This window comes from Streptomyces adustus (assembly GCF_009377175.1).
Lineage (GTDB): Bacteria > Actinomycetota > Actinomycetes > Streptomycetales > Streptomycetaceae > Streptomyces > Streptomyces adustus.
In genome coordinates, this window is sequence record NZ_VJZD01000008.1 from 1 (window position 1) to 24,084 (window position 24,084).

Annotated in this window: 19 protein-coding genes and 1 tRNA gene; 2 read left to right on the forward strand and 18 right to left on the reverse strand. The window is 71.9% G+C overall.

Annotated elements, in window-relative coordinates:
- Nucleotides 1-48: 48 nt before the first annotated feature.
- Nucleotides 49-123 (forward strand) — tRNA-Cys (locus FNH09_RS03495).
- A gap of 54 nt (nt 124-177) precedes the next feature.
- Here the strand turns inward: FNH09_RS03495 and FNH09_RS03500 are convergent.
- The 8 genes from FNH09_RS03500 to FNH09_RS03530 form a co-directional block, all read right to left on the reverse strand.
- Nucleotides 178-1,371, reverse strand: coding sequence for an SUKH-4 family immunity protein (locus tag FNH09_RS03500; RefSeq protein WP_152885133.1), 1,194 nt, complete (start codon nt 1,369-1,371; stop codon nt 178-180).
- A 339-nt stretch (nt 1,372-1,710) separates the two neighbouring features.
- On the reverse strand, nt 1,711-1,842 hold the full coding sequence (locus FNH09_RS49440) for a hypothetical protein (protein WP_274390200.1): 132 nt from the start codon (nt 1,840-1,842) through the stop codon (nt 1,711-1,713).
- Nucleotides 1,839-4,148, reverse strand: coding sequence for a molybdopterin cofactor-binding domain-containing protein (locus tag FNH09_RS03505; protein ID WP_162468059.1), 2,310 nt, complete (start codon nt 4,146-4,148; stop codon nt 1,839-1,841). The genes FNH09_RS49440 and FNH09_RS03505 overlap by 4 nt, the downstream gene beginning before the upstream one ends.
- On the reverse strand, nt 4,145-5,686 hold the full coding sequence (locus tag FNH09_RS03510) for a 2Fe-2S iron-sulfur cluster-binding protein (RefSeq protein ID WP_162468060.1): 1,542 nt from the start codon (nt 5,684-5,686) through the stop codon (nt 4,145-4,147). The genes FNH09_RS03505 and FNH09_RS03510 overlap by 4 nt, the downstream gene beginning before the upstream one ends.
- Complete coding sequence (locus FNH09_RS03515; RefSeq protein WP_152885043.1) at nt 5,683-6,576, reverse strand: FAD binding domain-containing protein; 894 nt, start codon at nt 6,574-6,576, stop codon at nt 5,683-5,685. Before FNH09_RS03515 ends, FNH09_RS03510 begins: the two co-directional genes overlap by 4 nt.
- Before the next feature lie 313 nt (nt 6,577-6,889).
- Nucleotides 6,890-8,512 (reverse strand): beta-N-acetylhexosaminidase, encoded by a 1,623-nt coding sequence (locus tag FNH09_RS03520; RefSeq protein ID WP_152885045.1) that lies wholly within the window; start codon nt 8,510-8,512, stop codon nt 6,890-6,892.
- 721 nt (nt 8,513-9,233) lie between these two features.
- The gene (locus FNH09_RS03525; protein ID WP_152885047.1) at nt 9,234-9,518 is read right to left on the reverse strand and encodes a DUF3039 domain-containing protein; all 285 of its coding nucleotides are present in this window, start codon (nt 9,516-9,518) and stop codon (nt 9,234-9,236) included.
- Between the two features lie 29 nt (nt 9,519-9,547).
- A complete protein-coding gene (locus FNH09_RS03530; RefSeq protein WP_152885050.1) occupies nt 9,548-10,117 on the reverse strand; it encodes a YqgE/AlgH family protein in 570 nt (189 codons plus the stop codon).
- Nucleotides 10,118-10,368: 251 nt separating this feature from the next.
- On the opposite strand from FNH09_RS03530, the gene murA reads away from it, so the two are divergent.
- Nucleotides 10,369-11,709 carry a UDP-N-acetylglucosamine 1-carboxyvinyltransferase gene (murA, locus tag FNH09_RS03535; protein ID WP_152885052.1) on the forward strand — a complete coding sequence of 447 codons (1,341 nt, stop codon included), beginning with the start codon at nt 10,369-10,371 and terminating at the stop codon, nt 11,707-11,709.
- A gap of 317 nt (nt 11,710-12,026) precedes the next feature.
- Here murA and FNH09_RS03540 read toward each other — a convergent pair whose 3' ends face one another.
- From FNH09_RS03540 to FNH09_RS03585, 10 genes are all read right to left on the reverse strand, one after another.
- Entirely contained in the window at nt 12,027-12,308 is a 282-nt protein-coding gene (locus FNH09_RS03540; RefSeq protein ID WP_004000874.1) for an HU family DNA-binding protein, read from the reverse strand.
- 356 nt (nt 12,309-12,664) lie between these two features.
- Nucleotides 12,665-14,083, reverse strand: coding sequence for an NAD-dependent malic enzyme (locus tag FNH09_RS03545; protein ID WP_152885054.1), 1,419 nt, complete (start codon nt 14,081-14,083; stop codon nt 12,665-12,667).
- Between the two features lie 447 nt (nt 14,084-14,530).
- Nucleotides 14,531-16,864, reverse strand: coding sequence for a UvrD-helicase domain-containing protein (locus FNH09_RS03550; RefSeq protein ID WP_162468061.1), 2,334 nt, complete (start codon nt 16,862-16,864; stop codon nt 14,531-14,533).
- A gap of 64 nt (nt 16,865-16,928) precedes the next feature.
- Nucleotides 16,929-17,738: an anti-sigma factor family protein gene (locus tag FNH09_RS03555; protein ID WP_375978091.1), complete on the reverse strand. Its 810-nt coding sequence runs from the start codon at nt 17,736-17,738 to the stop codon at nt 16,929-16,931.
- Complete coding sequence (locus FNH09_RS03560; RefSeq protein ID WP_010039908.1) at nt 17,738-18,259, reverse strand: sigma-70 family RNA polymerase sigma factor; 522 nt, start codon at nt 18,257-18,259, stop codon at nt 17,738-17,740. Before FNH09_RS03560 ends, FNH09_RS03555 begins: the two co-directional genes overlap by 1 nt.
- A gap of 329 nt (nt 18,260-18,588) precedes the next feature.
- The gene (locus FNH09_RS03565; RefSeq protein ID WP_152885060.1) at nt 18,589-19,206 is read right to left on the reverse strand and encodes a CGNR zinc finger domain-containing protein; all 618 of its coding nucleotides are present in this window, start codon (nt 19,204-19,206) and stop codon (nt 18,589-18,591) included.
- A 221-nt stretch (nt 19,207-19,427) separates the two neighbouring features.
- On the reverse strand, nt 19,428-20,579 hold the full coding sequence (locus FNH09_RS03570; RefSeq protein ID WP_152885062.1) for a uroporphyrinogen-III synthase: 1,152 nt from the start codon (nt 20,577-20,579) through the stop codon (nt 19,428-19,430).
- A gap of 191 nt (nt 20,580-20,770) precedes the next feature.
- Nucleotides 20,771-22,150, reverse strand: a complete 1,380-nt coding sequence (locus FNH09_RS03575; RefSeq protein WP_152885065.1) for a nitrate/nitrite transporter — start codon at nt 22,148-22,150, stop codon at nt 20,771-20,773.
- A 169-nt stretch (nt 22,151-22,319) separates the two neighbouring features.
- The gene (locus FNH09_RS03580) at nt 22,320-23,372 is read right to left on the reverse strand and encodes a hypothetical protein (RefSeq protein WP_162468063.1); all 1,053 of its coding nucleotides are present in this window, start codon (nt 23,370-23,372) and stop codon (nt 22,320-22,322) included.
- The gene (locus tag FNH09_RS03585) at nt 23,360-24,016 is read right to left on the reverse strand and encodes a hypothetical protein (protein ID WP_162468064.1); all 657 of its coding nucleotides are present in this window, start codon (nt 24,014-24,016) and stop codon (nt 23,360-23,362) included. Before FNH09_RS03585 ends, FNH09_RS03580 begins: the two co-directional genes overlap by 13 nt.
- Nucleotides 24,017-24,084: the final 68 nt, after the last annotated feature.

The following is a 24,084-nucleotide window of genomic DNA, read 5'->3' on the forward strand; positions in this document are numbered from 1 at the left end:
GGTCATCACATCGAGTTCGGACCGGAGGACCAAAGCCTCCACCGACCCGGCCGTGTGCCCGAGTGGTTCAGGGGCTCGCCTGCAAAGCGAGTTACGTGGGTTCGAATCCCGCCATGGCCTCCACCTGCCCGACCAGGCAGAACGAAAGGGCGGCACCCTCGGGGGTGTCGCCCTTCCTCATGCGTACAGGCCCCCGCCCGCCTCGTCGCCGAAGGCCTCCGGCCAGTAGCGGCGGCCGTCGTCCGTGGCGGTGGTCGGGGTCGGGTCGCAGGCGAGGGGGTCGGCGTGGGCGAGGGTGCGGGACATCGTGTCGGCCAGTTGACCGTAGGCGTCGGTGAGGGCGTGGACCGCGTCCAGGGACTTCTCGCGGTTGATCAGCCAGAGGGTGAAGGCGAGCGTGGAGACGTCGGCGTTGAGGGGGCGCAGGGTGGCGTCGGGTTCGCTCCAGCACAGGACCGTGCCGGTGGCGCCGTCGACGACCAGGCTGGTGTCCTCCAGAAGGTTGCCGAGGCGGATCAGCCGGTCGGCGTCGGCCGGGAGACGGTCGGCGGCCGGCCCGGCCTCCTCCCGCTCGACGGCGTGGTACTCGGCGAGGGAGGCCGGCGGCACCTCCGTGTCCAGCGCGAACCAGTAGCCGTCCTCCGGCAGGCCCGCCTCCCGCAGGAAGCGGCGGGTCGGCTCGTGGGTGAGCGCGGGCGGGAAGTCGACCTCCTCGAAGCGGGCGACCCGGCCCGCGCCGAACGCCTCGTCCAGCAGGCGGGACGGCAGGTCCAGGGCGAGCCCGGACGTCGTCCCCGGGCCCGCCACCAGGGACAGGGGCCGGATCACCGCGGTCATCCGCCAGAAGGGGCCCGGGTCGCCGTCCGTGCCCTCCTCGAACAGCGCGAGCAGGTGTTGTGCGGCCTGCGCCGCCGCCCGGGGGCCGAGGCGTCCCGCGTACGAGGCGAACTGTCCGCGCAGGGCCGCCAGTTCGTCCGCCGCCGCGGCGAAGCGCACCAGCTTCTCCAGCGAGGGGGCCAGCGGGCGACTGTCCATCAGGTCGGGGCGGTCGTGCAGGAAGTACGTCGTCGAGATCGCGCCGGTCGCGCCGTCGAGCAGGAGCGACTCGGTCTCGCGGCCGTCCGCGCCCAGGATCCCGCCGATGACCAGCCGGTCGCGCAGCTCCGTGGTCAGCCGGTCGGGAGTGCCTGTGGAGTCGGCGACCGTGCGCAGGCCGTCCGTGCGCAGCGCGGCGAAGGACAGCAGGTCGCCGTCGACGGGCAGGCCGGGGCCGCTCAGCCAGCGGCGCGTCGGCGCGTGGGTGACGTAGGGATCCAGTTCGTCCTCGGTGAAGGTGATCACCGCGGTCCCGGCGGTGTCGGTCGTGCTCATCATGCCCCCGTGCGTGCAGTCGCTGTCGAAGTGCCGCTGTCCCGCAGTCCCCTGGTGGACCGGCCCCGCGGGCGCGCCGTCCCACTGCCCAGGACACTACGCGGCACCACTGACAACGGACCCGGTGAGAAAGACGCCGGGTCCCACCCGTGCGTTCCCGTCCCGCCGAAATCACCCGCACCGGTTTCCCGAGGGGCAACTGGCGGGCGGCAGGCGGGTGGCAGGGCCATGGGAAGCGCAACGCGGAAGCCCGGCTCGCGCGCACAGCGCGGCCGGGCTCGGCGCTCGGCGCTCGGAGCCTGAAGATCCCAGCGCCTCAAAGCCTCAGCGCCTGAAGCCTCAGGTGAAGTACACCCCGCCCAGCACCACGACCACCGCGGCCAGGACGAACAGCAGGACCCACATCAGCAGTTTGCCCACCCCGGGCGCCGGCTCGTAGCGCGGGGGTTCGGGCTGCTCGGGGGCGGTCACTGCGCGGTCACCACAGCCGCCTGCGGGCGGATCGGCAGCCGGTTGACCGGGCGGCCCGTGGCGGCCCGCACCGCGGAGGCGATCGCCGCGGGGGACGTCACGACGGGTACCGCGCTGACGGCCTTCGCCCCGAAGGGCGCGACCACGTCCCGCTCCTCGACGAGCTTGACGATCCGGATGTCGGGCGCGTCCAGCGCGGTGGGCAGGGCGTAGCCGGTGAGGTCCGGATGGCGGACCAGGCCGCGCGGGGTGCGCAGGTTCTCGGTGAGGGCGATGCCGACGCCCTGGGTGACGCCCGCCTCGATGCGCGCCGCGAGCTGTATCGGGTTCAGGACCCGGCCGACGTCCTGGGCGACGGCCAGCTCCACGACCCGTACCGAGCCGAGTTCGATGTCCACGTCGACGACCGCGCGGATCGCGCAGAAGGCGAGGCCCACGAAGGCGTCGCCCTGTCCGGACTCGTCGAGCGGCTCGGTCGGGTGGGGGCGGCACTGGGCCGTGGCCCACAGCTCCTTGCCCTCCAGGGCCTCGCTGACGGTGGTGGACAGCACCCCGTCGTACGACGTGATCTTGCCGTCGGTGATCTGGAGGAGCTCGGTGGACATGCCGAACTTGTGCGCCAGGGGCTGGAGGAGCTGCGTACGGACCATCTTGGCGGCCCGTTCGACCGCGCCGCCCGACACCCAGGTGTGCCGGCCCCGGCAGCCGGGGCCCGCGGGCGGCTGGTCGGTGTCGACCGGCGCCACGTGCACCTCGTCGATGCCGAGGGTCTCCTGGACGATCTGGCGGGCCAGGGTGGTGAAGCCCTGGCCGGACTCCACGGCCGCGCACAGCACGGTCGCGACGCCGTCGTGGACCTTCACGGTCGCGGTGGAGACCTCGTCGGCGCCCTCCGCGCCGAGCATGTGCACCATGCCGAGGCCGTAGCCCACGCCCCGGCGCACGGCGCCGGGTTCGCCCGCGCCCTCAGGGCCGCCGGGCAGCAGCCACTCGTCCTCGGGGGTGTCCTTGGGCAGCGGCGGGAGCGGGAACTCCTGCACCGCCTGGAGCAGTTCGGCGACCGGCGCCGGGCAGGTCACGCTCTGGCCGGTGGGCAGGATGTCCCCGGTGGCCAGGGCGTTGCGCAGGCGCACCTCGGCCGGGTCGAGGCCGAGCTTCTTCGCGAGCTTGTCCATCTGCGCCTCGTAGGCGGCGCAGACCTGCATGGCGCCCTCGCCGCGGACGTGGCCGGAGGGCGGGTTGTTGGTGCGCACCGCCCAGCCCTCGATGAAGGCGTTCGGGACGACGTAGGGGCCGCAGGCGAAGGAGACGGCGGCGGCCAGGGCCTCGGAGGAGGTGTCGGCGTAGGCGCCCGCGTCGAGCAGGATCTGTGCCTCGACCTTCACCAGCCGGCCCTCGGCGTCGGCGTGGTGGCGGTAGCGCAGCAGGGTGGGGTGGCGGTGGACGTGTCCGAGGAAGGACTCCTCGCGCGTCGCCGTCAGCTTCACCGGGCAGCCGGTCTTCAGTGCCAGCAGGCCCAGCGGGAGCTGGAAGCCCTGGTCCTCGCGGTCGGCGGTGGCGCCGGGCACACCGGTGACGACGATCTTGACGCGTTCCGGTTCGAGGCCGTAGCAGGCGGCGGCGATGTCACGGTCGGCGTGCGGGTCGGTGGAGGCGAGGTAGAGCTCGACGCCGCCGTCGGGCCGGGGCACGGCGAGGCCGGCCTCGGCGCCGATGGGCGCGGGGTCCTGGCGGCCGATGCGGTACTGGCCCTCGACGACGACCTCGCCGACCGCGTCCGCGTCGCCGTGGCGCAGCGGGATGTGGCGGATCAGGTTGCCGTCCGGGTGCAGGGCCTCCGCCTCGAACGCCAGCTCGGGGTCGATGACCGGCTCGTGCACCTCGTACTCGACGATGACGGCGGCCGCGGCCATCCGCGCGGTGTCGGGGTGGTCGGCGGCGACGGCGGCGATGGGCTCGCCGTGGTGGCGTACGACCTCGGAGGCGAACACCGGCCGGTCGGCCCTGCCGCGGCCGTACAGCGCGCTGCCGGGGACTTCCTCGTGCGTGACGACGGCCCGTACGCCGGGCATCTCGCGCGCGTGGCTGGTGTCGATGGAGACGATGCGCGCGTGCGGGTGCGGGGAGCGCAGCACGGCCGCCCACAGCAGGCCCTCGGCCCACAGGTCGGCGGCGTACGGGAACGTGCCCTCGGTCTTGGCGCGCGCGTCGGCGGGCCGCAGGGAGGCGCCGAGACCGTGCGGGATCGGCTCGGGGGCGGGGGCTGCCTCCGCGGCAGTGGTCGCGGTGGCGGCTTCGTTGCTCACGCCTGGCCTCCGTCCTGGCCGTACGTACCGTCGTGCGGACCCGGGCTACCGGGGATGCCGGGGACGCCCGGCAGGTCGAACGCGGCCGGGTTGACGCTGCCCGCGCCCGGTCCGGCCTGGTGCGGGATGCGCGCCTCGGGCGCGTCCGGCTCGGCCTCGGCCTCCGCCTCGGCGGCGGCGAGCGCGTCGCGCTCGGCGACCACCTCGTGCACGGCGTTGAGGACGCCCCGGTATCCGGAGCACCGGCACAGGTTGCCGCACAGGGCCTGGCGGGCCTCCAGGTCGGTCGGGGCGGGGTTGCCCTCCAGGAGGTCGTGCAGGGTCATCGCCATGCCGGGCACGCAGAAACCGCACTGCACGGCTCCGCACCTGGCGAGCGCCCGCTGCACGTCCGAGGGCCGTCCGTCGACGGCCAGGCCCTCGACCGTACGGACCTCGCTGCCGGCGGCGGTGACGGCGGGGACCAGGCAGGAGGCGACGAGCCGGCCGTCGACCTGGACGTTGCAGGCCCCGCACTCGCCCTGCGAGCAGCCGTCCTTGGCGCCCGCGAGGCCGAGCCGTTCGCGCAGCACGTACAGCAGCGACTCGCCGATCCAGGCGCCCGCGACGGGACGCTCGGTGCCGTTGACGCGCAGGACGTAGGAGGCGAGGGGGTGGTCGTCGTGGAACGGTACGGCGGGTTCGTCGTCCGGCGCGGAGGCGTCGTCCTGCGGGGCGTCGGTCTCCGGGTGGTCCGCGGGCGCCGCGTCCCCGGGGGGCGCGTCGGCCTCGGCGGCCTCCTCGTACGCCCCAGGGGCCTCGTGGACGTCCTCGGGTGCGCCGACGCCCTCCGGGGCCTCGACGGCCTCGGGAGCGGCCTGAGCGGGCGCGTACGGCTCCGCGTGCGCCTGGGTGTGCGCGTCGATGCGCGGTTCGGTGTGCGGTCCGCCCTGGGGCTGCGCGAGCGCCTGCTGACCCCACGGCTCCCCGGCCGCGCCGGTGGTGTCGGTGGCCCAGGGGGCGGGCGCGCCGCCGGGCAGGGTGGCGGGCGGGTTGCCGCCCCACTGCTCCACCAGCGCCGAGGTGGTGAACTCGCCGGACTCGTCCGGCAGGTCGCCGGTGGCGACGGGGATCGACCAGCGGCCCGTCACGTCGTGGCCGGGAGCCGCGGCGGACTCGGCCGCTCCGGCGGCCGCGGGGTCCTCGAAGTTCCACTGGCCGGTGGAGCCGGGGTGGTAGGTGAACCGGTCGCTCGCGCCGGCCTGCTGGGGCATGGCGTCGGGCTCGGGCCAGCGGCCGGCGTCCGCGGGCGCCGCCCAGCCGCCGGTGGCGGCCGGGTCGGTCGGCGCGTCCGGGGAGGTGGCCGAGATCTGCGGCGGGACGTATCCGTGACCGGGCGCGGCCAGCGGGCTGTCGCCGCGTCCGGCCAGCAGGGCCTCGATGCCGCCCTCGGGCAGCTTCACGAAGGCGGTGGCCCCGTCGTCGTAGTCGCCCTGGGGCAGCGGGTCCCAGCGGCCGCCGCCCCTGGGGGTGTCCTGTCCGTGCTGGTCGTCGCTCACGACAGCGCCCTCCCCAGTGCTCGCCGGGCCAGCGCGGCGACGGTGCGCCGCAGGTGCAGTACGGCGGGCGGAAGCTGCGGCACGGAACCGTCCACCTCCGGCGCCGGGTCCGGGATGCAGGCCGCGGCGACGTACTCGCCGAAGGCGTGCAGCGCCTCCGGGACGATCGTGCGGTTGTTGTCCCAGTCGATGAGCCGGGCGACCCACTGCTCGGCCTCCAGGGGCCGCAGCGGCATCGGCGCTATGGCTCCGACGGCGCACCGGACACCGCGCCGGGCGGGGTCCAGGACCAGCGCGACGGACGCGGTGGCGCGGCCCGGGCCGGTGCGGCCGGTCGCCTTCAGGAAGACCTGCGGGGCGTGCAGCAGCGGCACGCGCACGTAGCCGATGAGTTCGCCGGCGCGCAGCATCTCCATGCCCGCCAGCAGGTGCGACACGGGCATCTCGCGGCGCGCCCCGCCGGGACCGGCGATGATCAGCGTCGCCTCCAGGGCGGCGAGCACCGGCAGGGCGTCGCCGGTGGGCGAGGCCGAGGCGATGTTGCCGCCGAGGGTGCCCGCGTTGCGGATGTGCGGCGGGCCCGCGGCGCGTGCCGCGGCGGCGAGCGCCGGGATGAGCGCGGCGAAGTCGGGACGGCCCATCCGGGCGTGGGTCAGGCCCGCGCCGAGCAGCGCGTGCCCGTCCTGGTACTGCCAGCCGCGGATCTCGCTGATCCGGCCGAGGCCGACCAGACCGGCCGGTCTGAGCTGGCCGGAGTTGACCGCGGCCATGAGGTCGGTGCCGCCTGCGACGGGCACGGCCGTGGGCATGGCGGAGAGCGCCGCCACGGCCTCGTCCAACGTCGTGGGCAGCGTCACGGCCTGCGCCGCCTGCGGTGCGTGCGTGGTCAAACCGGCTGCCCCTTCCCGCTGCCCCTCTTGGGTCCCACCTGGTCCCACCTGTGCTGCCGTACGGTACGTGCTGACAGGGCGGACGTGGCAACTCTGGCACATCTTCGCAGGGCCCGAACGCAGGGGTCCGCTAGGAGGCATTCGCCCACCTCACCGGAGAGATAGCCTGGTTTCGTACGGCATCTCCGGTGCACGCCGATTGACACTCTTCGGTGACTCTTGCGCCGCTTTTCCGTGACCTGTTCGGGGCGGCCCCGCGCCCGCGGCGGAGCCCGTTCCCGACCGCGACGCGCGAACGGTCCGGCACCGTGCGCTACCGGCTGGGCGGCGGCCCGTCCAGCGGGCGGCCCGCGACGCCGGGGCGGCGCTGCCAGGGGTGCGGACCGGCGGGCGGGCGGTAGGCGACGCCGAGGGCGTCCAGCCGCCGGTAGTGGACGGCCATGCGCCGCTCGAAGCCGGCGAAGTCCCGGTCCGCCGGGACGGGCAGCCGGCCCCAGGCGACCTCGGCGAACGCCGCGAGCCGCGGGAACGTCTGGTAGTCCACCCGGGCGTGGTCCTCCATCGCCTCGGTCCACACGTTGGCCTGGGTGCCCAGCACGTGCCGCGCCTGCTCCGGCGTCAGCTGCTCCGGAACGGGTTCGAAGCGATAGACGTCCTCAAGGGTGCGGACATATCCGATCGGGACGGGCTCGTCCGCTCCGGCGTGCTGCCGGTAGTCCAGGTAGACCTGCTGCTCGGGGCACATCACGACGTCGTGGCCCGCCTGCGCGGCGGCGACCCCGCCCGCGTAGCCGCGCCACGAGGACACGGCCGCGCCCGGGGCCAGACCGCCCTCCAGGATCTCGTCCCAGCCGATGAGCCGGCGTCCGCGCGCGGCCAGCCAGTCGGCGAAGTGCCCGACGAACCAGGCCTGGAGTCCGTCCTCGTCGGCGAGCCCGAGTTCGGCGATGCGGGCCTGCGCGGTGGGCGACCGCCGCCACTGGTCCTTGAGGCATTCGTCACCGCCGACGTGGACGAACTCCGACGGGAACAGTTCGAGCAGTTCCTCGAACACACCCTCGTAGAAGCGCAGTGTGTTGTCGGTGGGGGCGAGTACGTTCGGGGAGATCCCCCAGTTGTCCCAGACCGTGAGGGCGGACGTGTCGACGACATCGGTGTTGCCGAGTTCCGGATACGCGGCGATGGCGGCCTGCGAGTGTCCGGGCACGTCGATTTCGGGGACGACGGTGATATGCCGCTCGGCGGCGTAGGCGACGATCTCCCGGATGTCGTCCTGCGTGTAGTGGCCACCGTGCGGCTTCTCCTCCCACAGCGGGGAGGCCCGGTGACCGAATTTCGTGCGTGCGCGCCAGGAACCCGTCTCCGTCAGCCTCGGATACTTCTTGATCTCCACACGCCAGCCCTGATCGTCCGTCAGGTGGAAGTGGAAGACGTTGAGTTTGTGCGCGGCCATCAGATCGAGATAACGCAGCACGCCTTCCTTGGGCATGAAGTGCCGGGCCACGTCGAGCATGAGTCCGCGCCAGCGGAAGCGCGGGCCGTCCTCGACGGTGACCGCCGGAAGGTCCCACTCCCGCTCCGGCCGCACCGGCGCCCGGCGGAACGCGTCGGGGCCCAGGAGTTGGCGCAGGGTCTGCGCGGCCCACAGGACGCCGGCCGCGTCGCCGCCCTGGACACGGCACTGCGAGCCGTCGACGACCAGGCGATAGTGCTCCGCGGGCAGCGCCGGATCGACACTCAGCACGATGCGGCCCCCGGCGTCGTCCGCGCCCCCGCCCTCCGCGAGGGGCAGGCCGGTCGCCGCCCCGACCGTCGCCCGCAGCCAGCGCGCGACACCCTCGGTGCCGGGCCCCGCGACCAGGCGCGTCGCCCTGCCGAGCCGCCCGCGGCCCGAGGGGTTCCGGGAAATGTGCCGGGGCGCCGGAATAAGTCCCATCACGTCTGTCACATCAGTCCTTTACCGCTCCGCCCGGCCCGGGACCGGTCGTCGCTGTACGAGTACGAGGAAGATCCGAGGAAGATCCGCACCGGAATCGCCGGCATTGCCGAAGCCGCCGCGACATCCGGCCGGGCGGCCGGGAAGAGGGCCCGCCGGGGGAATCGGACAGGGTTCGCCGCGCATGGCCGAACGCGGTCCCCGCCGGGTCTCCGCACGGCTTTCCGGGACCGTTCCCGGGCCGTTCCGGGGCTGTTCCCGGGCCGTTCCCGGTGGTCGCGCGGACCCGAGTGCCGATGTCCGGCGACCCGGCCCGGCCGCGGAAGCGGACCGGGCTCCGGAAGCGGGGGCGACGCGGAAGCGGAGGCGGATTCGGGTCGCCGGGACCCCGGAATGGGATCACGGTGATCGCGGCGGGAAAAAGCGACCGTCCCAGACTCCGGTGGAAGCCGTGGCCGAATTCCCGCGGCCCGGCCCGAAGCGTGCCGCGCCGCGTGGACCGGTACTCCGGGCGGACGGTTTCACGATGAACCCTTCGGCGGTCGCTGCAACATATGCAACGGCGGTTTCGCGATGCACAACACCGCTGAGGCTAGGGACATCGCGGACATCCCCACAAGAGGTCTGAACCAATCCGTGACCACATGGCGAAGGCCCCCGGGGCGCACCATGCGCCTCAGGGGCCTTCCGAACGTCCGAGGGGGACCCTGCGGACCGCGGGCTACTTCTTGCCGTCGCCGCCCTTGCCGTCGCCGCCGGCGCCCATGGAGTCGTAGATCTCCTTGCACATGGGGCACACCGGGTACTTCTTCGGGTCGCGGCCCGGCACCCAGACCTTGCCGCACAGCGCTACGACGGGGGTCCCGTCGAGGGCGCTCGCCATGATCTTGTCCTTCTGGACGTAGTGGGCGAAGCGCTCGTGGTCGCCGTCGCCGTGGGACACCTGTGGCGTCGGCTCTACGAGGGTTCCCGTACCAGTCCCGCGCTCGGGCTCGAGAGTGCTCATAGGCCCAAGGGTACTGAAGCTCCCGCGCATCAGTTGAGCGACGGGTCGTCCGGATACGTGGCCACCATCGCCAGTTCGTTGCGCTGGCGGCGCAGGACCTCGCGCCAGAGCCGCTCGGGGGCCGGGGAGGAGACGTCGCCCGGTTCGGACTCGACGACGTACCAGGCGCCCTCGACCAGTTCGTCCTCCAGCTGACCGGGGCCCCAGCCGGCGTAACCGGCGAAGATCCGCAGGGAGCCGAGGGCCGAGGCGAGCAGCTCCGGCGGGGCCTCCAGGTCCACCAGCCCGATCGCGCCGTGCACCCGCCGCCAGCCCAGCGGCGCCGCCGCCGAGCCGCCGCCCGGGATCACCGCGACGCCCAGCGCCGAGTCCAGGGAGACCGGGCCGCCCTGGAAGACCACACCGGGCTCGCCGGCCAGATCGGCCCAGCCCTCCAGGATGTCGCGCACCCCCACCGGCGTCGGACGGTTGAGGACGACGCCGAGGGAGCCCTCCTCGTCGTGGTCGAGAAGGAGCACGACCGCACGGTCGAAGTTCGGGTCCGCCAGGGCGGGCGTCGCCACGAGCAGCCGCCCTGTGAGCGAGGACACCTCGGTCATGCCAGACATGATCCCGCATCCGCCCGCCGCATGGGGAGCCAATCGGGGCACGGGAGTGAAGGCAGCTCAGGGCGCACGGACGCATCCCACGCGCACGGCCGGGACGGTGACCCCATGTGTCCGATTGGGAACGGTTCGTGTTGTGACACAGCTATGACCTGGCTGGGCGGTGCCTGGGCTTACGGGAGAGGGGTACGCGGCGATTACTCTGTCTCATCTCCACTGGCCCAACTCATCGGAACGCGAGATACATGACCGTCAACGACGATGTCCTGCTTGTCCACGGCGGAACCCCGCTGGAGGGCGAGATCCGTGTCCGCGGTGCGAAGAACCTCGTACCGAAGGCCATGGTCGCCGCGCTGCTGGGCAGCGAGCCGAGCCGTCTGCGCAATGTTCCCGACATCCGTGACGTGCGGGTCGTGCGCGGTCTGCTCCAGCTGCACGGCGTGACGGTCCGCCCCGGTGAGGAGCCGGGCGAGCTGGTGCTGGACCCGTCGCACGTGGAGAGCGCGAACGTCGCCGACATCGACGCCCACGCGGGTTCCAGCCGTATCCCGATCCTGTTCTGCGGCCCGCTGCTGCACCGACTGGGGCACGCGTTCATCCCGGGCCTGGGCGGCTGCGACATCGGCGGGCGGCCCATCGACTTCCACTTCGAGGTGCTGCGGCAGTTCGGCGCGCGGATCGAGAAGCGCGAGGACGGCCAGTACCTGGAGGCGCCGACGCGGCTGCGCGGCACGAAGATCCGGCTGCCGTACCCGTCCGTGGGCGCGACCGAGCAGGTGCTGCTGACGGCGGTGCTCGCGGAGGGCGTCACCGAGCTGTCGAACGCGGCGGTGGAGCCCGAGATCGAGGACCTCATCTGCGTGCTGCAGAAGATGGGCGCGATCATCGCGATGGACACCGACCGCACGATCCGCATCACCGGTGTGGACTCGCTCGGCGGCTACACCCACGCGGCCCTGTCGGACCGCCTGGAGGCCGCCTCGTGGGCGTCCGCGGCGCTGGCCACCGAGGGCAACATCTACGTCCGCGGGGCCCAGCAGCGCTCGATGATGACGTTCCTCAACACCTACCGGAAGGTGGGGGGCGCGTTCGAGATCGACGACGAGGGCATCCGCTTCTGGCACCCGGGCGGCCAGCTGAAGTCCATCGCCCTGGAGACGGACGTGCACCCCGGCTTCCAGACGGACTGGCAGCAGCCCCTGGTGGTCGCGCTGACGCAGGCCACCGGCCTGTCCATCGTCCACGAGACGGTCTACGAGTCCCGGCTGGGCTTCACCTCCGCCCTGAACCAGATGGGCGCTCACATCCAGCTCTACCGCGAGTGCCTGGGCGGCTCCGACTGCCGCTTCGGCCAGCGCAACTTCCTGCACTCCGCGGTCGTCTCGGGACCCACCAAGCTCCAGGGCGCCGACCTGGTCATCCCCGACCTGCGCGGCGGGTTCTCGTACCTCATCGCCGCCCTGGCGGCGCAGGGCACGTCCCGCGTGCACGGCATCGACCTGATCAACCGCGGCTACGAGAACTTCATGGAGAAGCTCGTGGAGCTGGGCGCGAAGGTCGAGCTGCCGGGCAAGGCGCTCGGCTGACCCCAGCCCTTCCGCTCCGGCCCGGGCAACGCCCCTCCGGCTGGGGGTCCGGGGGTCGCCCCCCGGACGGACACAGCATGGAGAAGCTCGTGGAGCTGGGCGCGAAGGTCGAGCTGCCGGGCAAGGCGCTCGGCCAGCGTCCACGGCCGTAGATACGCCGATGGGGCGGCCCCCGGTCTCGGGGGCCGCCCCATTGGCGTCACTCGGTCGCCTCGGACGTGCGTGTCGTCCCGGGGCGCGGGCCCCGGACGTCCATGCCGTCCCGGGGCTCCGGCGCGGGCGCAGCAGCCCTTCGGGCCTGCCGCCCTGCGACTGGCTTACTTGCCCTTCGCGGCTTCCTTGAGCTTGCTGCCCGCGGAGACCTTCACGCTGTACCCGGCCGGGATCTGGATCGGGTCGCCGGTCTGCGGGTTGCGGGCGGTGCGAGCGGCACGGTGGGTGCGCTCGAAGGTCAGGAAGCCGGGGATGGTGACCTTCTCGTCGCCCTTGGAGACGATGTCGCCGACGACCTCGGCGAACGCGGCCAGCACGGCGTCGGCGTCCTTGCGGGTCACCTCGGCACGGTCGGCCAGCGCGGCCACCAGCTCACTGCGGTTCATGTTGTTACTCCCGTGTTCTTCTTGCCGTTGAGGCGTGCCACGCGGCGGAGCCGCATAGTTGGGCACAGCGAACTCGATGCTGCCAGGGTCCTCGGACATACCCCGGACCCGGGTCCGTCGTCAGAACCCTCGCGCCCAGAGACGCATCCTGCCCCCACCTGCGGCGGGAAAGCCAATCCGGCACCCCCAGCAGTCGTGAGAACACCCTTGGGAGTCACACGAAATGTGGGGACCGAGCCCGGCCGTCACGATAGAGGGCTGTCGGTGGACCCGGTTCCGCGACGCGCCGGGGCGAAACCCGACCGTGGCAATCGTCACAACGCCCTCACAGGCCGGGTCCCACGCCTTCGCCGAGCCTACGAGACCGACGCGCCCGCGGCCTTCGCGGCCTCCCGGACCGCGCCCGCGACCGCGCCCGCGACCTTGTCGTTGAACACGCTCGGGATGATGTAGTTCGGGTTCAGCTCGTCCTCGGTCACCACGTCGGCGAGGGCCTTCGCGGCCGCGAGCATCATCTCGGTGTTGACCGTCCGGGACTGCGCGTCCAGCAGTCCGCGGAAGACGCCCGGGAAGACCAGCACGTTGTTGATCTGGTTGGGGAAGTCGGAGCGGCCGGTGGCCACAACTGCCGCGGTCTGACGGGCGATTGCCGGGTCGACCTCGGGGTCCGGATTCGCGAGAGCGAACACGATGGCGTTGTCGGCCATCGCGGCCACGTCGTCGCCGTCGAGGACGTTCGGGGCGGAGACGCCGATGAAGACGTCGGCGCCGCGCACGGCCTCCCTGAGGGTGCCGACGAGGCCCTCGGGGTTGGTGTTGTCGGCGATCCAGCGCAGCGGCGAGTCGGCCGCGGCGTCCACCAGGTCCTCGCGGCCGGCGTGCACGACGCCGTGGATGTCGGCGACGACGGCGTTCTTGACGCCCGCGGCGATCAGCAGCTTGAGGATGGCCGTGCCGGCCGCGCCCGCGCCCGACATGACGACGCGTACGTTCTCGATGCCCTTGCCCACCACACGCAGGGCGTTCGTCAGGGAGGCGAGGACGACGATCGCGGTGCCGTGCTGGTCGTCGTGGAAGACGGGGATGTCGAGGGCCTCGCGCAGCCGGGCCTCGATCTCGAAGCAGCGGGGCGCGGAGATGTCCTCCAGGTTGATGCCCGCGAAGCCGGGGGCGATCGCCTTGACGATCTCGACGATCGCGTCGGTGTCCTGGGTGTCCAGGCACAGCGGCCAGGCGTCGATGCCGGCGAACCGCTTGAACAGGGCCGCCTTGCCCTCCATCACCGGCAGCGCGGCCTTCGGGCCGATGTTGCCGAGGCCCAGTACCGCGGAGCCGTCCGTCACGACCGCAACGGAATTGCGCTTGATGGTGAGGCGGCGCGCGTCCTCGGGGTTCTCCGCGATCGCCATGCACACCCGGGCCACACCCGGGGTGTAGATCATGGACAGGTCGTCACGGTTGCGGATGGGGTGCTTGGACTGCATCTCGATCTTGCCGCCGAGGTGCATCAGGAACGTACGGTCGGAGACCTTGCCGAGGGTGACGCCCTCGATGCCGCGGAGCTTCTCGACGATCTCGTCGGCGTGCGCGGTCGAGCTGGCCGCGATCGTGACGTCGATACGGAGCTTCTCGTGTCCGGAGGCGGTGACGTCGAGGCCGGTCACCGAGCCTCCGGAGGACTCCACGACGTTGGTGAGCTGCGAGACGGCCGTTCCGCTCGCGGGCACCTCCAGCCGGATCGTCATCGAGTAGGAGACGCTGGGCGCCGTTGCCATGGCCGACTTCCTTCTGCTTTCACCGTGTCGCTTCGCTAATGCCGTCCGATCGTCGCACCTACCCCCGAGTACGCGGTAGTCGCCCCGGATTGCGGACGTATTGTTCGCGGCTCGGTGCCGGCTTCGGAAGACGACTTCCACAGTACGAGAAGTGGCAGGCAAAGAAAGAGGCCCACATCACAAGGTGATGTGGGCCTCTTCCTACGTTCATGACACCGACCCGCCATGCTCGCCTCGCGGCAAGTGGTCGCTCGTGGCGACGAAGGTTGGGCCCGGGGGCTTGGATCGAGCCGGTGTCACACCCAGGCTAACAAACGGATCGGGCCAGACCATTCCCGTGCGCGGAGTTCACAGGAAACAGCCCGAGGTTTCACCGGAATCGCCCCCGGACGGCCGCACCCGGGTGCTCCGGGGCCGGTCGGACCGGCCCCGGAGCGCCCGCCGGGTTCAGTCCCTGAGCAGGTCCGGCACTCCCGCTTCGTCCGGCTCGTCCCGGCCGGCCGAGACGACCGTGAGCTGCTGGGTGGCCCGGGTCAGTGCGACGTACAGCACTCGCAGCCCGGCCGGTGACTCGTCCGCGATCTCCGCGGGCGACACCACGACCGTCGCGTCGTACTCCAGTCCCTTGGCCTCCAGGCTGCCCAGGGCCACCACCCGGTCGCCGAGCCCGGCGAGCCAGCGCCTGGCCTCCTCGCGGCGGTTCATGGCGACGACCACGCCGACCGTGCCGTCGACCCGGTCGAGCAGCCGGGCGGCCTCCTCGCGAACGGTCTCCGCGAGCGGGTTCCGACCGGCGGCGCCCTGAGCCTGGTTCGTCGCCACGAAGCGCGGCTCCACCCCCGTGGAGCGCACGGCGGACGGGGAGACGGAGCCGGGCATGGCGAGCGCGAGCACCTTGGCGGCCAGCTCGGCGATCTCGGCCGGGTTGCGGTAGTTCACCGTCAGCTGGAAACGGCGGCGCGGACGGGTGCCCAGGGCCTCGTCGCGGGCCTCGGCCGCCTCGTCGGGGTCGGACCAGGACGACTGCGCCGGGTCGCCGACGATCGTCCAGGTGGCGTGCCGGCCGCGCCGGCCCACCATGCGCCACTGCATCGGCGTGAGGTCCTGCGCCTCGTCGACGATGACGTGCGCGTACTCGGTGCGCTCCTGCGCCAGCCGCTCGGCCCGCTCGCGCTGCGTCTCCTCGCGTACGGGCATCAGCTCCTCCAGACCGGTGAGCTGGTCGAGCGGGTCCAGCTCGCGCCGCTTGCGGGGGCGGACCGGGGCGCCGAGGACGGCTTCGAGTTCGTCCAGCATGGCCACGTCGTGCACGGACAGGCCGTCCCGGCCGAGGGAGCGGGCGACCCGGCGCACCTCGCCGGGGTTGAGGATCCGCCGCGCCCAGCGCCCCAGCCGCCGCTCGTCGGCCATCGCCGCCAGCACCGACCGCGGGGCCAGCTCGGGCCACCATGCGTCCAGGAACCCGATGAAGCTGTCCTCGGAGGTCACGTCCTCGTCGAAGGAGGAGCGCAACTCGGCGGCCAGCTCGGGGTCGGAGTGCCGGCCGGCCGCGCCGGACTGCTCCCACAGGGCGTCCAGCAGCAGCTTGCGGGCCCGCGGGCGCAGCAGGTTGACGGGCGCGGTGCCGCCGAGGGCGTTGTTGCGGATGCGCTCCAGCCGGTCGGCCTCCAGCTCCAGCCGCCGGCCGAAGGCGACGACGCGCAGCCGGGTCGGCGTGTCCTTGGTCTCCAGCGCCCCCCGTGCCGCCTTGCGCAGCACCTTCAGCATCCGGTACGAGCCCTTGGCGCGGGCCACCGCCGGGGAGTCGTACAGGGTGGCCTCCGCGCCGTCGACCAGGGAGCCGATCGCCCGGATGGCGACCTGGCCCTCCTCGCCGAGGGACGGCAGGACGCCCTCGGTGTACGCCACCAGCAGGGGCGTGGGCGAGACGATCAGGATGCCGCCCGCGTAGCGGCGGCGGTCCTGGTAGAGGAGGTAGGCCGCGCGGTGCAGGGCGACGGCGGTCTTGCCGGTGCCGGGGCCGCCCTCGACGTAGGTCACGGAGGCGGCGGGGGCGCGGATCACCAGGTCCTGCTCGGCCTGGATGGAGGCGACGATGTCCCGCATGGTGTGGCTGCGGGCCTGGCCGAGCGCGGCCATGAGCGCGCCGTCGCCGATGACGGGCAGCCGCTCGCCGTCCAGGAAGGCGGTCAGCTCGGGGCGCATCAGGTCGTCCTCGACGCCGAGGACGCGGCGGCCCTTGGAGCGGATGACCCGGCGCCGCACCACCCGGCCGGGGTCGACCGGGGTGGAGCGGTAGAACGGCGCGGCCGCGGGGGCCCGCCAGTCGATGACCAGCGGCGAGTAGTCCTGGTCGAGGACACCGATGCGGCCGATGTGGAGGGTCTCGGCGATGTCGGCGGTGTTGTCCTCGCGGACGGCTCCCTCGGCGGGCTCGACGGCCGTGTAGGCGCCGTCGGGCCCCTTCTTGCCGTCCTTGCCGCGCAGCAGGTCGATCCGGCCGAAGAGGAAGTCCTCGAACTCGTTGTTGAGCCGGTTGAGGTGCACCCCCGCCCGGAAGACCTGCGCGTCCCGCTCGGCGAGCGCGCCGGGCGTGCCGACCTGGCCGCGCTTGGCCGCGTCGTTCATGAGGAACTCGGCCTCGTGGATCTTCTCCTCGAGCCTGCGGTACACCTGATCCAGGTGTACCTGCTCGATGCCGATCTCCCGGTCCCGTACGGAGTCGTGCGTTTCGCCGTGGACCGAACCGACCGCGGTTTCCTGTTGAGCCTGAGCGGCCACCGGGCCCCCTTCTGACGTGCTGGGCAGCCGTCAACCGTACGCGAAGGGGACCCCGCCCGGGAAGTTACGCGTCCACCTCCACCAACCGCTTGCCGTCGAAGGTCATCACTTCGAAGTGGTCGATCTGGTTGGGGGTGAAGGCGGCACCGCCGTGGACGTACAGCGGGTTCTTCGCGGTCTCGGTCTTGGCGTCGGCCAGGCCGTAGCCCCAGTTCGGCACGGACCAGGAGGTCACGGTCTCGCGCTCGCCGTTCTTGCCGACGGCGATCAGCGAGCACTTCTCCGGTCCGCTGACGTTCTTGAGCTGGAGGACGGCGTGGGTACCCCAGTCCTTCTTCTCCACAGCCACGGTCGCGGTGACATGCGTCGTCGGGTCCGTGGCCGACTTCTTGTCGGACATGGTCTGGAAGGCGGCCTGCGCCGGGCCGGCCGCCGTGTTGTTCGTGCCGGAGTCCGAGCCGCCGGTCGCCGCGAGCACCGTCAGCGGGCCGCCGACGATCAGCGCGGCCGCGGCCGCCACCAGGTAGAAGCCGCGCCGGCGCTTGGCCGCGCGACGCTCGGCGACCTCGTCGACGAGCTTCTCCGCCAGCCGCGGGCTGGGCATCGCGGACAGGGATTCGCCGATCGCGGGAGTGCCGGCCCCGGGCAGGTCCGCGAGGGCGGCCAGCATCGGCTCCATCCCGGCGAGCTCTTCCAGCTGCTGGGCACACCATTCACAGGTCGCGAGATGGGATTCGAAAGCGGTTGCTTCGGCGTCGTCAAGAATCCCGAGGGCGTAGGCGCCGACGGTCTCGTGCTCGTTCGGGGCCGGTGTTCCCTGCATAGGGCCAGACATACCCGAACCGCCCGTTCCGAACCCCCCGTATACGCTCATCACGCCGTCACCCCCCGCTCCTCCAGTGCCAGCTTCATCGACCGCAGGGCATAGAAGACCCGCGAGCGGACCGTGCCGCTGGGTATCCCCAGGGTCTCGGCCGCCTCATTGACCGTACGCCCCTTGAAATAGGTCTCGACCAGTACCTCCCGGTGGGCGGGGGTCAGGTCGTCCAGCGCGTCCGACAGCGTCATCAACCACAGCGCCTTGTCGATCTCGTCCTCCGCGGGGATGACCTCCAGCGGCGACGGATCGACCTCCTGCGGCCGGGCCTGCCGGCTGCGGTGGCCGTCGATGACGATGCGACGCGCGACCGTCACCAGCCAGGGGCGTACCGATCCGGTCGCACGGTTGAGCTGACCGGCGTTCTTCCAGGCACGGATGAGTGTCTCCTGCACGACGTCCTCGGCACGCTGCCGGTCGCCGGCAACCAGCCTCAGGACATACGCAAGGAGAGGTCCGGCGTGCTCCCGATACAGGGCACGCATCAGCTCCTCATCAGGCTCCGAGGGCTGGGACATGCGATGCCGGGCCCTCGGTCCACGTTCATTGGCCACGACGGAATCCTTGCGCACGCCCACCTCCGATGTCCGGGGGTTCCCCCAGTCGGTCGCTCGCCGATGGGTACGGACGCGGGTCGCAGGATGTTCAAACCTTGGCGTCAGTTTTCTTCGCGGTGGCATGACGTGACGGACATGAGCGCACATTCCTCCTGCACGATCTTTACATTTCCCCCACGGGAGCAAGATCGCTTCAACTGCCCGCGCCACGCCGGAAGCAAACGAAGTGTTATCGAAATCACTTCGTCAATTCCCTTTCCCCATCACCGCAGAAGCCGCAAAGGCGACACTCAGGCCTGGGCGAGGGCCGCTCGACGACGATGGCGGGCCACTCTCTCGCGGTTCCCGCACACCTCGCTGGAGCACCAACGCCTTCTGCGCCCCCGCGAGGTGTCCAGGTAGACGATCGGGCAGTTGTCTCCCTCGCACTGTCGCAGACCCGCCCGCGCGAGCGGGTCTGTGAGCAGTTCCACACAGTCCCTGGCGACCGCGGCGAGCAGCGCCGCGCACTCCGGCGGACCGGCCAACTCCTTTACGAGGGTGCCGTCCTCGGCGCGGACGGCGCGCGAGACCGGCGGCGCGGCCCGGGCGAACTCGTTGACGCGTGTCAACGCGCGGTCCGGGGACGAGGCGTCGCCATCGCCGTGCGAGCGGGCGTGGGCGCCGAGGCAACCGCTTACCAACCACGCGGTGTGTGAACGCAGTTCGCGGAACGCGGCCGGCCAGGACGCGTCGGCGTGCGCCAGCGGGGTGCCCGGCGGTACCAGTCCGGCGCGGATGATCCAGGCGCACAACGCCGGGAGGGAGTCGAGGCGTTCGCCGGGGTGGGTGGTCGCGAGGAGATCCAGACAGATCCGCCCGGCATCGAACCGCATCTCGTACGGGGCTGTGGCCGTACCCAGTGCCATGTGCCTGTCACCGCCTAGGGGTTGCCCCGCGGGGGACGGGGCCGGTGGGTTCCGGTGCACTCTCCGCCGGATCCACCGGATCCTCGGGAAACCCTGGCGGAACCCCGGTGGAGTCCCGGAGGGAGGGCCGGGAGAACCGTTCCCTCCCACAGTGCCCGCCCGTGCGCTCCCCCGGAACCCCTCGTCGCCTCCCGCGCCGCGCAAGGCCCCCGGGGTCCGCTCTACGCGTCCGCGTACTTCGCGTCCGCCGCCGGGTCCAGGGCCAGCCGGTAGCCGCGCTTGACCACCGTCTGGATCAGCTTCGGCACGCCGAGAGCCGTACGCAGGCGGGCCATCGCCGTCTCCACCGCGTGCTCGTCCCGGCCCGCGCCGGGCAGCGCGCGCAGCAGTTCCGAGCGGGCGACCACCCAGCCGGGGCGCCGGGACAGCACCCGCAGCAGGGACATGCCCGCCGGCGGTACGGGCTTGAGGTCCCCGTCCACCAGCACCGCGTGCCCGCGGATCTCCACCCGGTGCCCCGCGATCGGCAACGCCCTTGCCCGGCCGGGCAGTTCCTGGCAGAGCAGCTGGACGAGCGGCCCGAGCCGGAAGCGTTCGGGCTGGACCGTGTCGATGCCCCGGGCCTGCAACGGCAGCGCGGTGACCGGCCCGACGCAGGCCACCAGCACGTCGTGGTGGAGTGCGGCGAGCAGTTCGGGCAGCAGCCCGCGGTCCTCGGCGCGCGAGAGCAGGGACGCGGCGGCCGGGGCGCTGGTGAAGGTGACCGCGTCCAGTCCGCGCGAGACGGTGGCGTCCAGCAGCCGGTCGAGGGGCGCAAGGTCCTCGGGCGGCATCCAGCGGTACACCGGGACCCCGACGACCTCGGCGCCCGCGGCCCGCAGCGCCTCCACGAACCCCGGCACCGGCTCACCGTGCAGCTGTACCGCGACCCTGCGCCCGTCGACCCCCTCCTCCAGGAGCCGGTCGAGCACCTCCGCCATCGACTCGCTCGACGGCGACCAGTCCTCGGTCAGCCCGGCGGCCCGGACGGCTCCCTTGACCTTGGGCCCGCGCGCCAGCAGTTCCACCTCGCGCAGCCGCTCGATCAGCGACTCGCCCAGGCCCCAGCCGTCGGCGGCCTCGACCCAGCCGCGAAAGCCGATGGCGGTGGTGGCCACCACCACGTCCGGCGCCTGGTCGATCAACTGCTTCGTCGACGCCAGGAGTTCACCGTCGTCGGCGAGGGGCACGATGCGCAGCGCCGGGGCGTGCAGCACGGCGGCCCCGCGGCGCCGCAGGAGCGCGCCGAGTTCGTCGGCCCGCCGCGCGGCCGTCACACCCACGGTGAAGCCCGCGAGGGGACCGGGCGCCGGTCGGTTCTCTTCGTCGTACATAGGCTCTCGTCCCGCGCTGGAGGAGGTCGGCAACTGCTGCTCGCTGACTGCGCTCGGCTGGGTTCTGGCACGCATGGCAACAGCACTCTCTCCCACTCGGCCCCCGGACGAACGATGTGCACCTACGTGCCGAGCGAGCCTGTCAACGGTGCGTGACAGACTCGGTTCGGCCTCGTGTCGCCGGTGTTACGTCACACCTCGGCGTAGCTGAGCTGCGACTTCGTCTCTGCGGCCACCTCGGTCGTGGACTGGGCGTCCGGACGGCGAAGGTATACGGACCAGGTCACCGCGAAGCACAGTCCGTAGAAGGCGAGGAAGGCGACGAACGCTCCGGTGCCGGAGCCGTAGGAGAGGAAGGACTGCCGGAAGGCGAGGTTGATGCCGACCCCGCCGAGCGCGCCGACCGCGCCGATGAGTCCCATGGAGGCCCCGGAGAGCCGGCGTCCGTGCCGGGCGGCCGCCTCGCCCGTCAGCCCCTGGGCCAGTGCCTTGGCGTGGAAGATGCCCGGGATCATCTTGTACGTCGACCCGTTGCCGAGCCCGCTGAGCACGAACAGGACGACGAACACCGACACGAACAGCGGCAGCGACTTCGCCATGGAGGCGAAGACCAGGCAGGCCGTGGCGGCCGCCATCCCGACGAAGTTGTACAGCGTGATCCGCGCGCCGCCGAACCGGTCGGCGAGCCGCCCGCCCACGGGCCGGATCAGCGAACCGAGCAGCGGGCCGATGAAGGTGAGGTAGGCCGCCTGGAGGGGCGTACGCCCGAACTCGTTGGTCAGCACCTGTCCGAAGGCGAAGCTGTAGCCGATGAAGGAGCCGAAGGTGCCGATGTAGAGGAAGGACATGATCCAGGTGTGCGCGTCCTTCGCCGCGTCGATCGCGGCACCGGTGTCGTTCTTCACGGACGCGATGTTGTCCATCCTGAGCGCGGCGAGCGTGGCGGCCAGGACGATCAGCGGGATGTAGATCGCGAGGACCACGCGCGGGCCGCCGCTCGCGCCGATGACCGCGAGCGCCACGAGCTGGATGACCGGTACGCCGATGTTGCCGCCGCCCGCGTTGAGGCCGAGGGCCCAGCCCTTCTTCCGGAGCGGGAAGAAGGCGTTGATGTTGGTCATGCTGGAGGCGAAGTTGCCGCCGCCGAACCCGGCGAGCAGCGCGACCAGCAGGAACGTGGAGAACGAGGTCCCCGGCTCCATCACGGTGAACGCCGCGACGGTGGGGATCAGCAGCAGGGAGGCCGAGATGACCGTCCAGTTCCGGCCGCCGAAGACCGCCACGGCGAAGGTGTAGGGCACCCGCACCACGGCCCCCACCAGCGTGACCACGGACGTCAGCAGGAACTTGTCGGCCGGGGTCAGCCCGTACTCCGGGCCCATGAAGAGCACCAGCACGGACCACAGGGTCCACACGGAGAAGCCGATGTGTTCGGCGAGGACGGAGAAGAGCAGGTTGCGGCGGGCCACCTTCTCCCCCGACTCCTGCCAGAAGGCCTCGTCCTCCGGATCCCAGTGCTCGATCCAACGGCCTCCCCTGCTCGCTGCGGGGGCTGTATCAGGGGCAGTCATGACGCCTCCACGGTGCTTCGGGACTCGGACGGTTCGCGCGGCGACGAACGGTGATGAGTCCCGAAGGTAGGGAGGGCGCGTTTCCTGGCTGTGGCTGTGAGTGACCGGAAGGGAACTTTGCCCTCACCCCGGTGAGCGGGCGGGTGAGAGGTCGTTCCCTTCCGGGACCTCAGCGGTTGACGGCCTGGATCTCCTGGACGACGACGTCCTGGTCGGCACCGAAGGTGCCGTCGGGGAGGGTGTGGGGGGTGGGGTCGCCACCCGCCGTCCAGTGGATCTTCCACGTGACGGTGGCCCTGAGGTGGTAAGTGCCGTCCCCGGAGGAGCGTAGGTACTTCACTCCGCACGGCGGTGTCTCGTTCGCCTTGCCCGCGGCGTACTCCTCACCGATGTGCCCGCCGCGGATCTCGCAGACCCCGGACGCCGGATACGTCTCGGCGTCCGCCGTGCCGGGCTCGATCTTCAGCGAGTACGGTTCGGCGGTCGCGGTCGCGGAGATACCCAGCACCGGAACGCTCGCCGTGACGGAGACGGGCTTGAAGTCGGCGCCGTCGAGCCACGCCCAGGTCGGCAGGTTCACCTTGGTGGTGCCCTCGGGCTTGAGGCTGACCGGCTTGGTGGGGACGCGGATCTGGGCGTACGCGAGCGCGGCAAGCACCTCGGGCGTCACGGCGTTCACCGCGTCGGCGGGCGGCTGGTCACCGGTGTCGACCCAGAAGATCTCCTTGGTGCACTTGTCCCAGCCGGGCGGGTAGCTCTTGTCGACGAACGAGTCCCAGAAGTAGCCCTTGCCGGTCTTGTCCTTGTTGAAGTCCTTGTACGGGTTGCCGTTGACGTACGTCTCGCGCTGCTCCAGGTCCCACTGGTCGCCGGTTGACCCCGCCTCCCAGATCGGCTCCAAGGTCTTCTGGAGTTGCTCTGGCGTGTACTTCGGCGCGTACCAGCAGGCGGGCGGGCTCCAGGAGCTGTCGGCGGAGGCGACGGGTCCTACGGACGAACCATGGCCGTTGTTGGAGGTGTCGAAGACGACGCCGCTGGCGGAAGCGGAGACGGTGTCGCCGTCTACATTGCCGGAGGTGTTCGTGTCCGACCCGGAACCGTCGCCGACCGACCCGCCGCCGGGGGTCCGGTCGGCCATCGCGGCGGGAGCCGAGATCAGGCAGAGTGACGTAGCGACCAGAGTGGCCGCTATGCCACGGGCGAGGCGGGTCACGGCTGGCACCTGTCGGCCCCCCGAGTAGAAGCGATCTTCACGAGCTCCCAGACTCCCTTGTCGTTCTTCTCGACCTGGACGCCATAGAGGACGTAACTGTTCTTGGTGGCCTTCGTCTTCTGGACCACTCCGGTCTTGACGACCTTGTTGAAGCCCTTGCTCTCGTCGCCGCAGTACGTCAGCGAGGCCTTGTCCTTGGATTCGACGTTGACCTGACGGTCGTAGTAGCGCACGGTTCCGGTGATTGACAGGCCGGCGTCCTTGAACCCCTGGACCCACTGCTGGGCCGCTGCGGCCCCCTCGCCCTCCGTGTAGTACTCCAGCGCGGGAAGACGCGGATTCTGAGCGATGATGGCCGCGTCCATGGACCGGACGAACTCCGCGTTGTCGCTGAGAATCGCGTCCTTGACCGCGTCACCGGCCTTCTCCGGAGTGAACGTCAGGATGTCGTCCGACGGCAGCTCGATCTTCGGTCGATCCGCCGCCTTGGATGCCGACGGGCTCGGTGAGGCCGACGGTGACGTGTCCGTGTCCGCGCCCGCGATCTTGTCGTTGCCCTTCGAACCACCGTCTCCGCCACCGCACCCGGTGAGGAGGAGCAGCGCCGTCGCTCCGGCGGCGGCTGTGGTGAGCAGGCGAGGGCGGCGGGTCACGGGAGGCTCCTGTGTCGTAGTGGCGAAGCCCCGCTACGGTAGCGGGGCTTCGCGTCATGACACCAGTG

Excerpts from the sequence above, each read along its gene's own strand:
- FNH09_RS03525 (WP_152885047.1), bottom strand. The coding sequence starts at position 9,518 with ATGAGCACTCTCGAGCCCGAGCGCGGGACTGGTACGGGAACCCTCGTA.
- FNH09_RS03560 (WP_010039908.1), bottom strand. The coding sequence starts at position 18,259 with ATGTCCCAGCCCTCGGAGCCTGATGAGGAGCTGATGCGTGCCCTGTAT.
- FNH09_RS03520 (WP_152885045.1), bottom strand. The coding sequence starts at position 8,512 with ATGGGACTTATTCCGGCGCCCCGGCACATTTCCCGGAACCCCTCGGGC.
- FNH09_RS03570 (WP_152885062.1), bottom strand. The coding sequence starts at position 20,579 with ATGTACGACGAAGAGAACCGACCGGCGCCCGGTCCCCTCGCGGGCTTC.
- FNH09_RS03555 (WP_375978091.1), bottom strand. The coding sequence starts at position 17,738 with ATGAGCGTATACGGGGGGTTCGGAACGGGCGGTTCGGGTATGTCTGGC.
- FNH09_RS03530 (WP_152885050.1), bottom strand. The coding sequence starts at position 10,117 with ATGACCGAGGTGTCCTCGCTCACAGGGCGGCTGCTCGTGGCGACGCCC.
- FNH09_RS03500 (WP_152885133.1), bottom strand. The coding sequence starts at position 1,371 with ATGAGCACGACCGACACCGCCGGGACCGCGGTGATCACCTTCACCGAG.
- FNH09_RS03565 (WP_152885060.1), bottom strand. The coding sequence starts at position 19,206 with ATGGCACTGGGTACGGCCACAGCCCCGTACGAGATGCGGTTCGATGCC.
- FNH09_RS03575 (WP_152885065.1), bottom strand. The coding sequence starts at position 22,150 with ATGACTGCCCCTGATACAGCCCCCGCAGCGAGCAGGGGAGGCCGTTGG.
- FNH09_RS03545 (WP_152885054.1), bottom strand. The coding sequence starts at position 14,083 with ATGGCAACGGCGCCCAGCGTCTCCTACTCGATGACGATCCGGCTGGAG.
- murA (WP_152885052.1), top strand. The coding sequence starts at position 10,369 with ATGACCGTCAACGACGATGTCCTGCTTGTCCACGGCGGAACCCCGCTG.
- FNH09_RS03540 (WP_004000874.1), bottom strand. The coding sequence starts at position 12,308 with ATGAACCGCAGTGAGCTGGTGGCCGCGCTGGCCGACCGTGCCGAGGTG.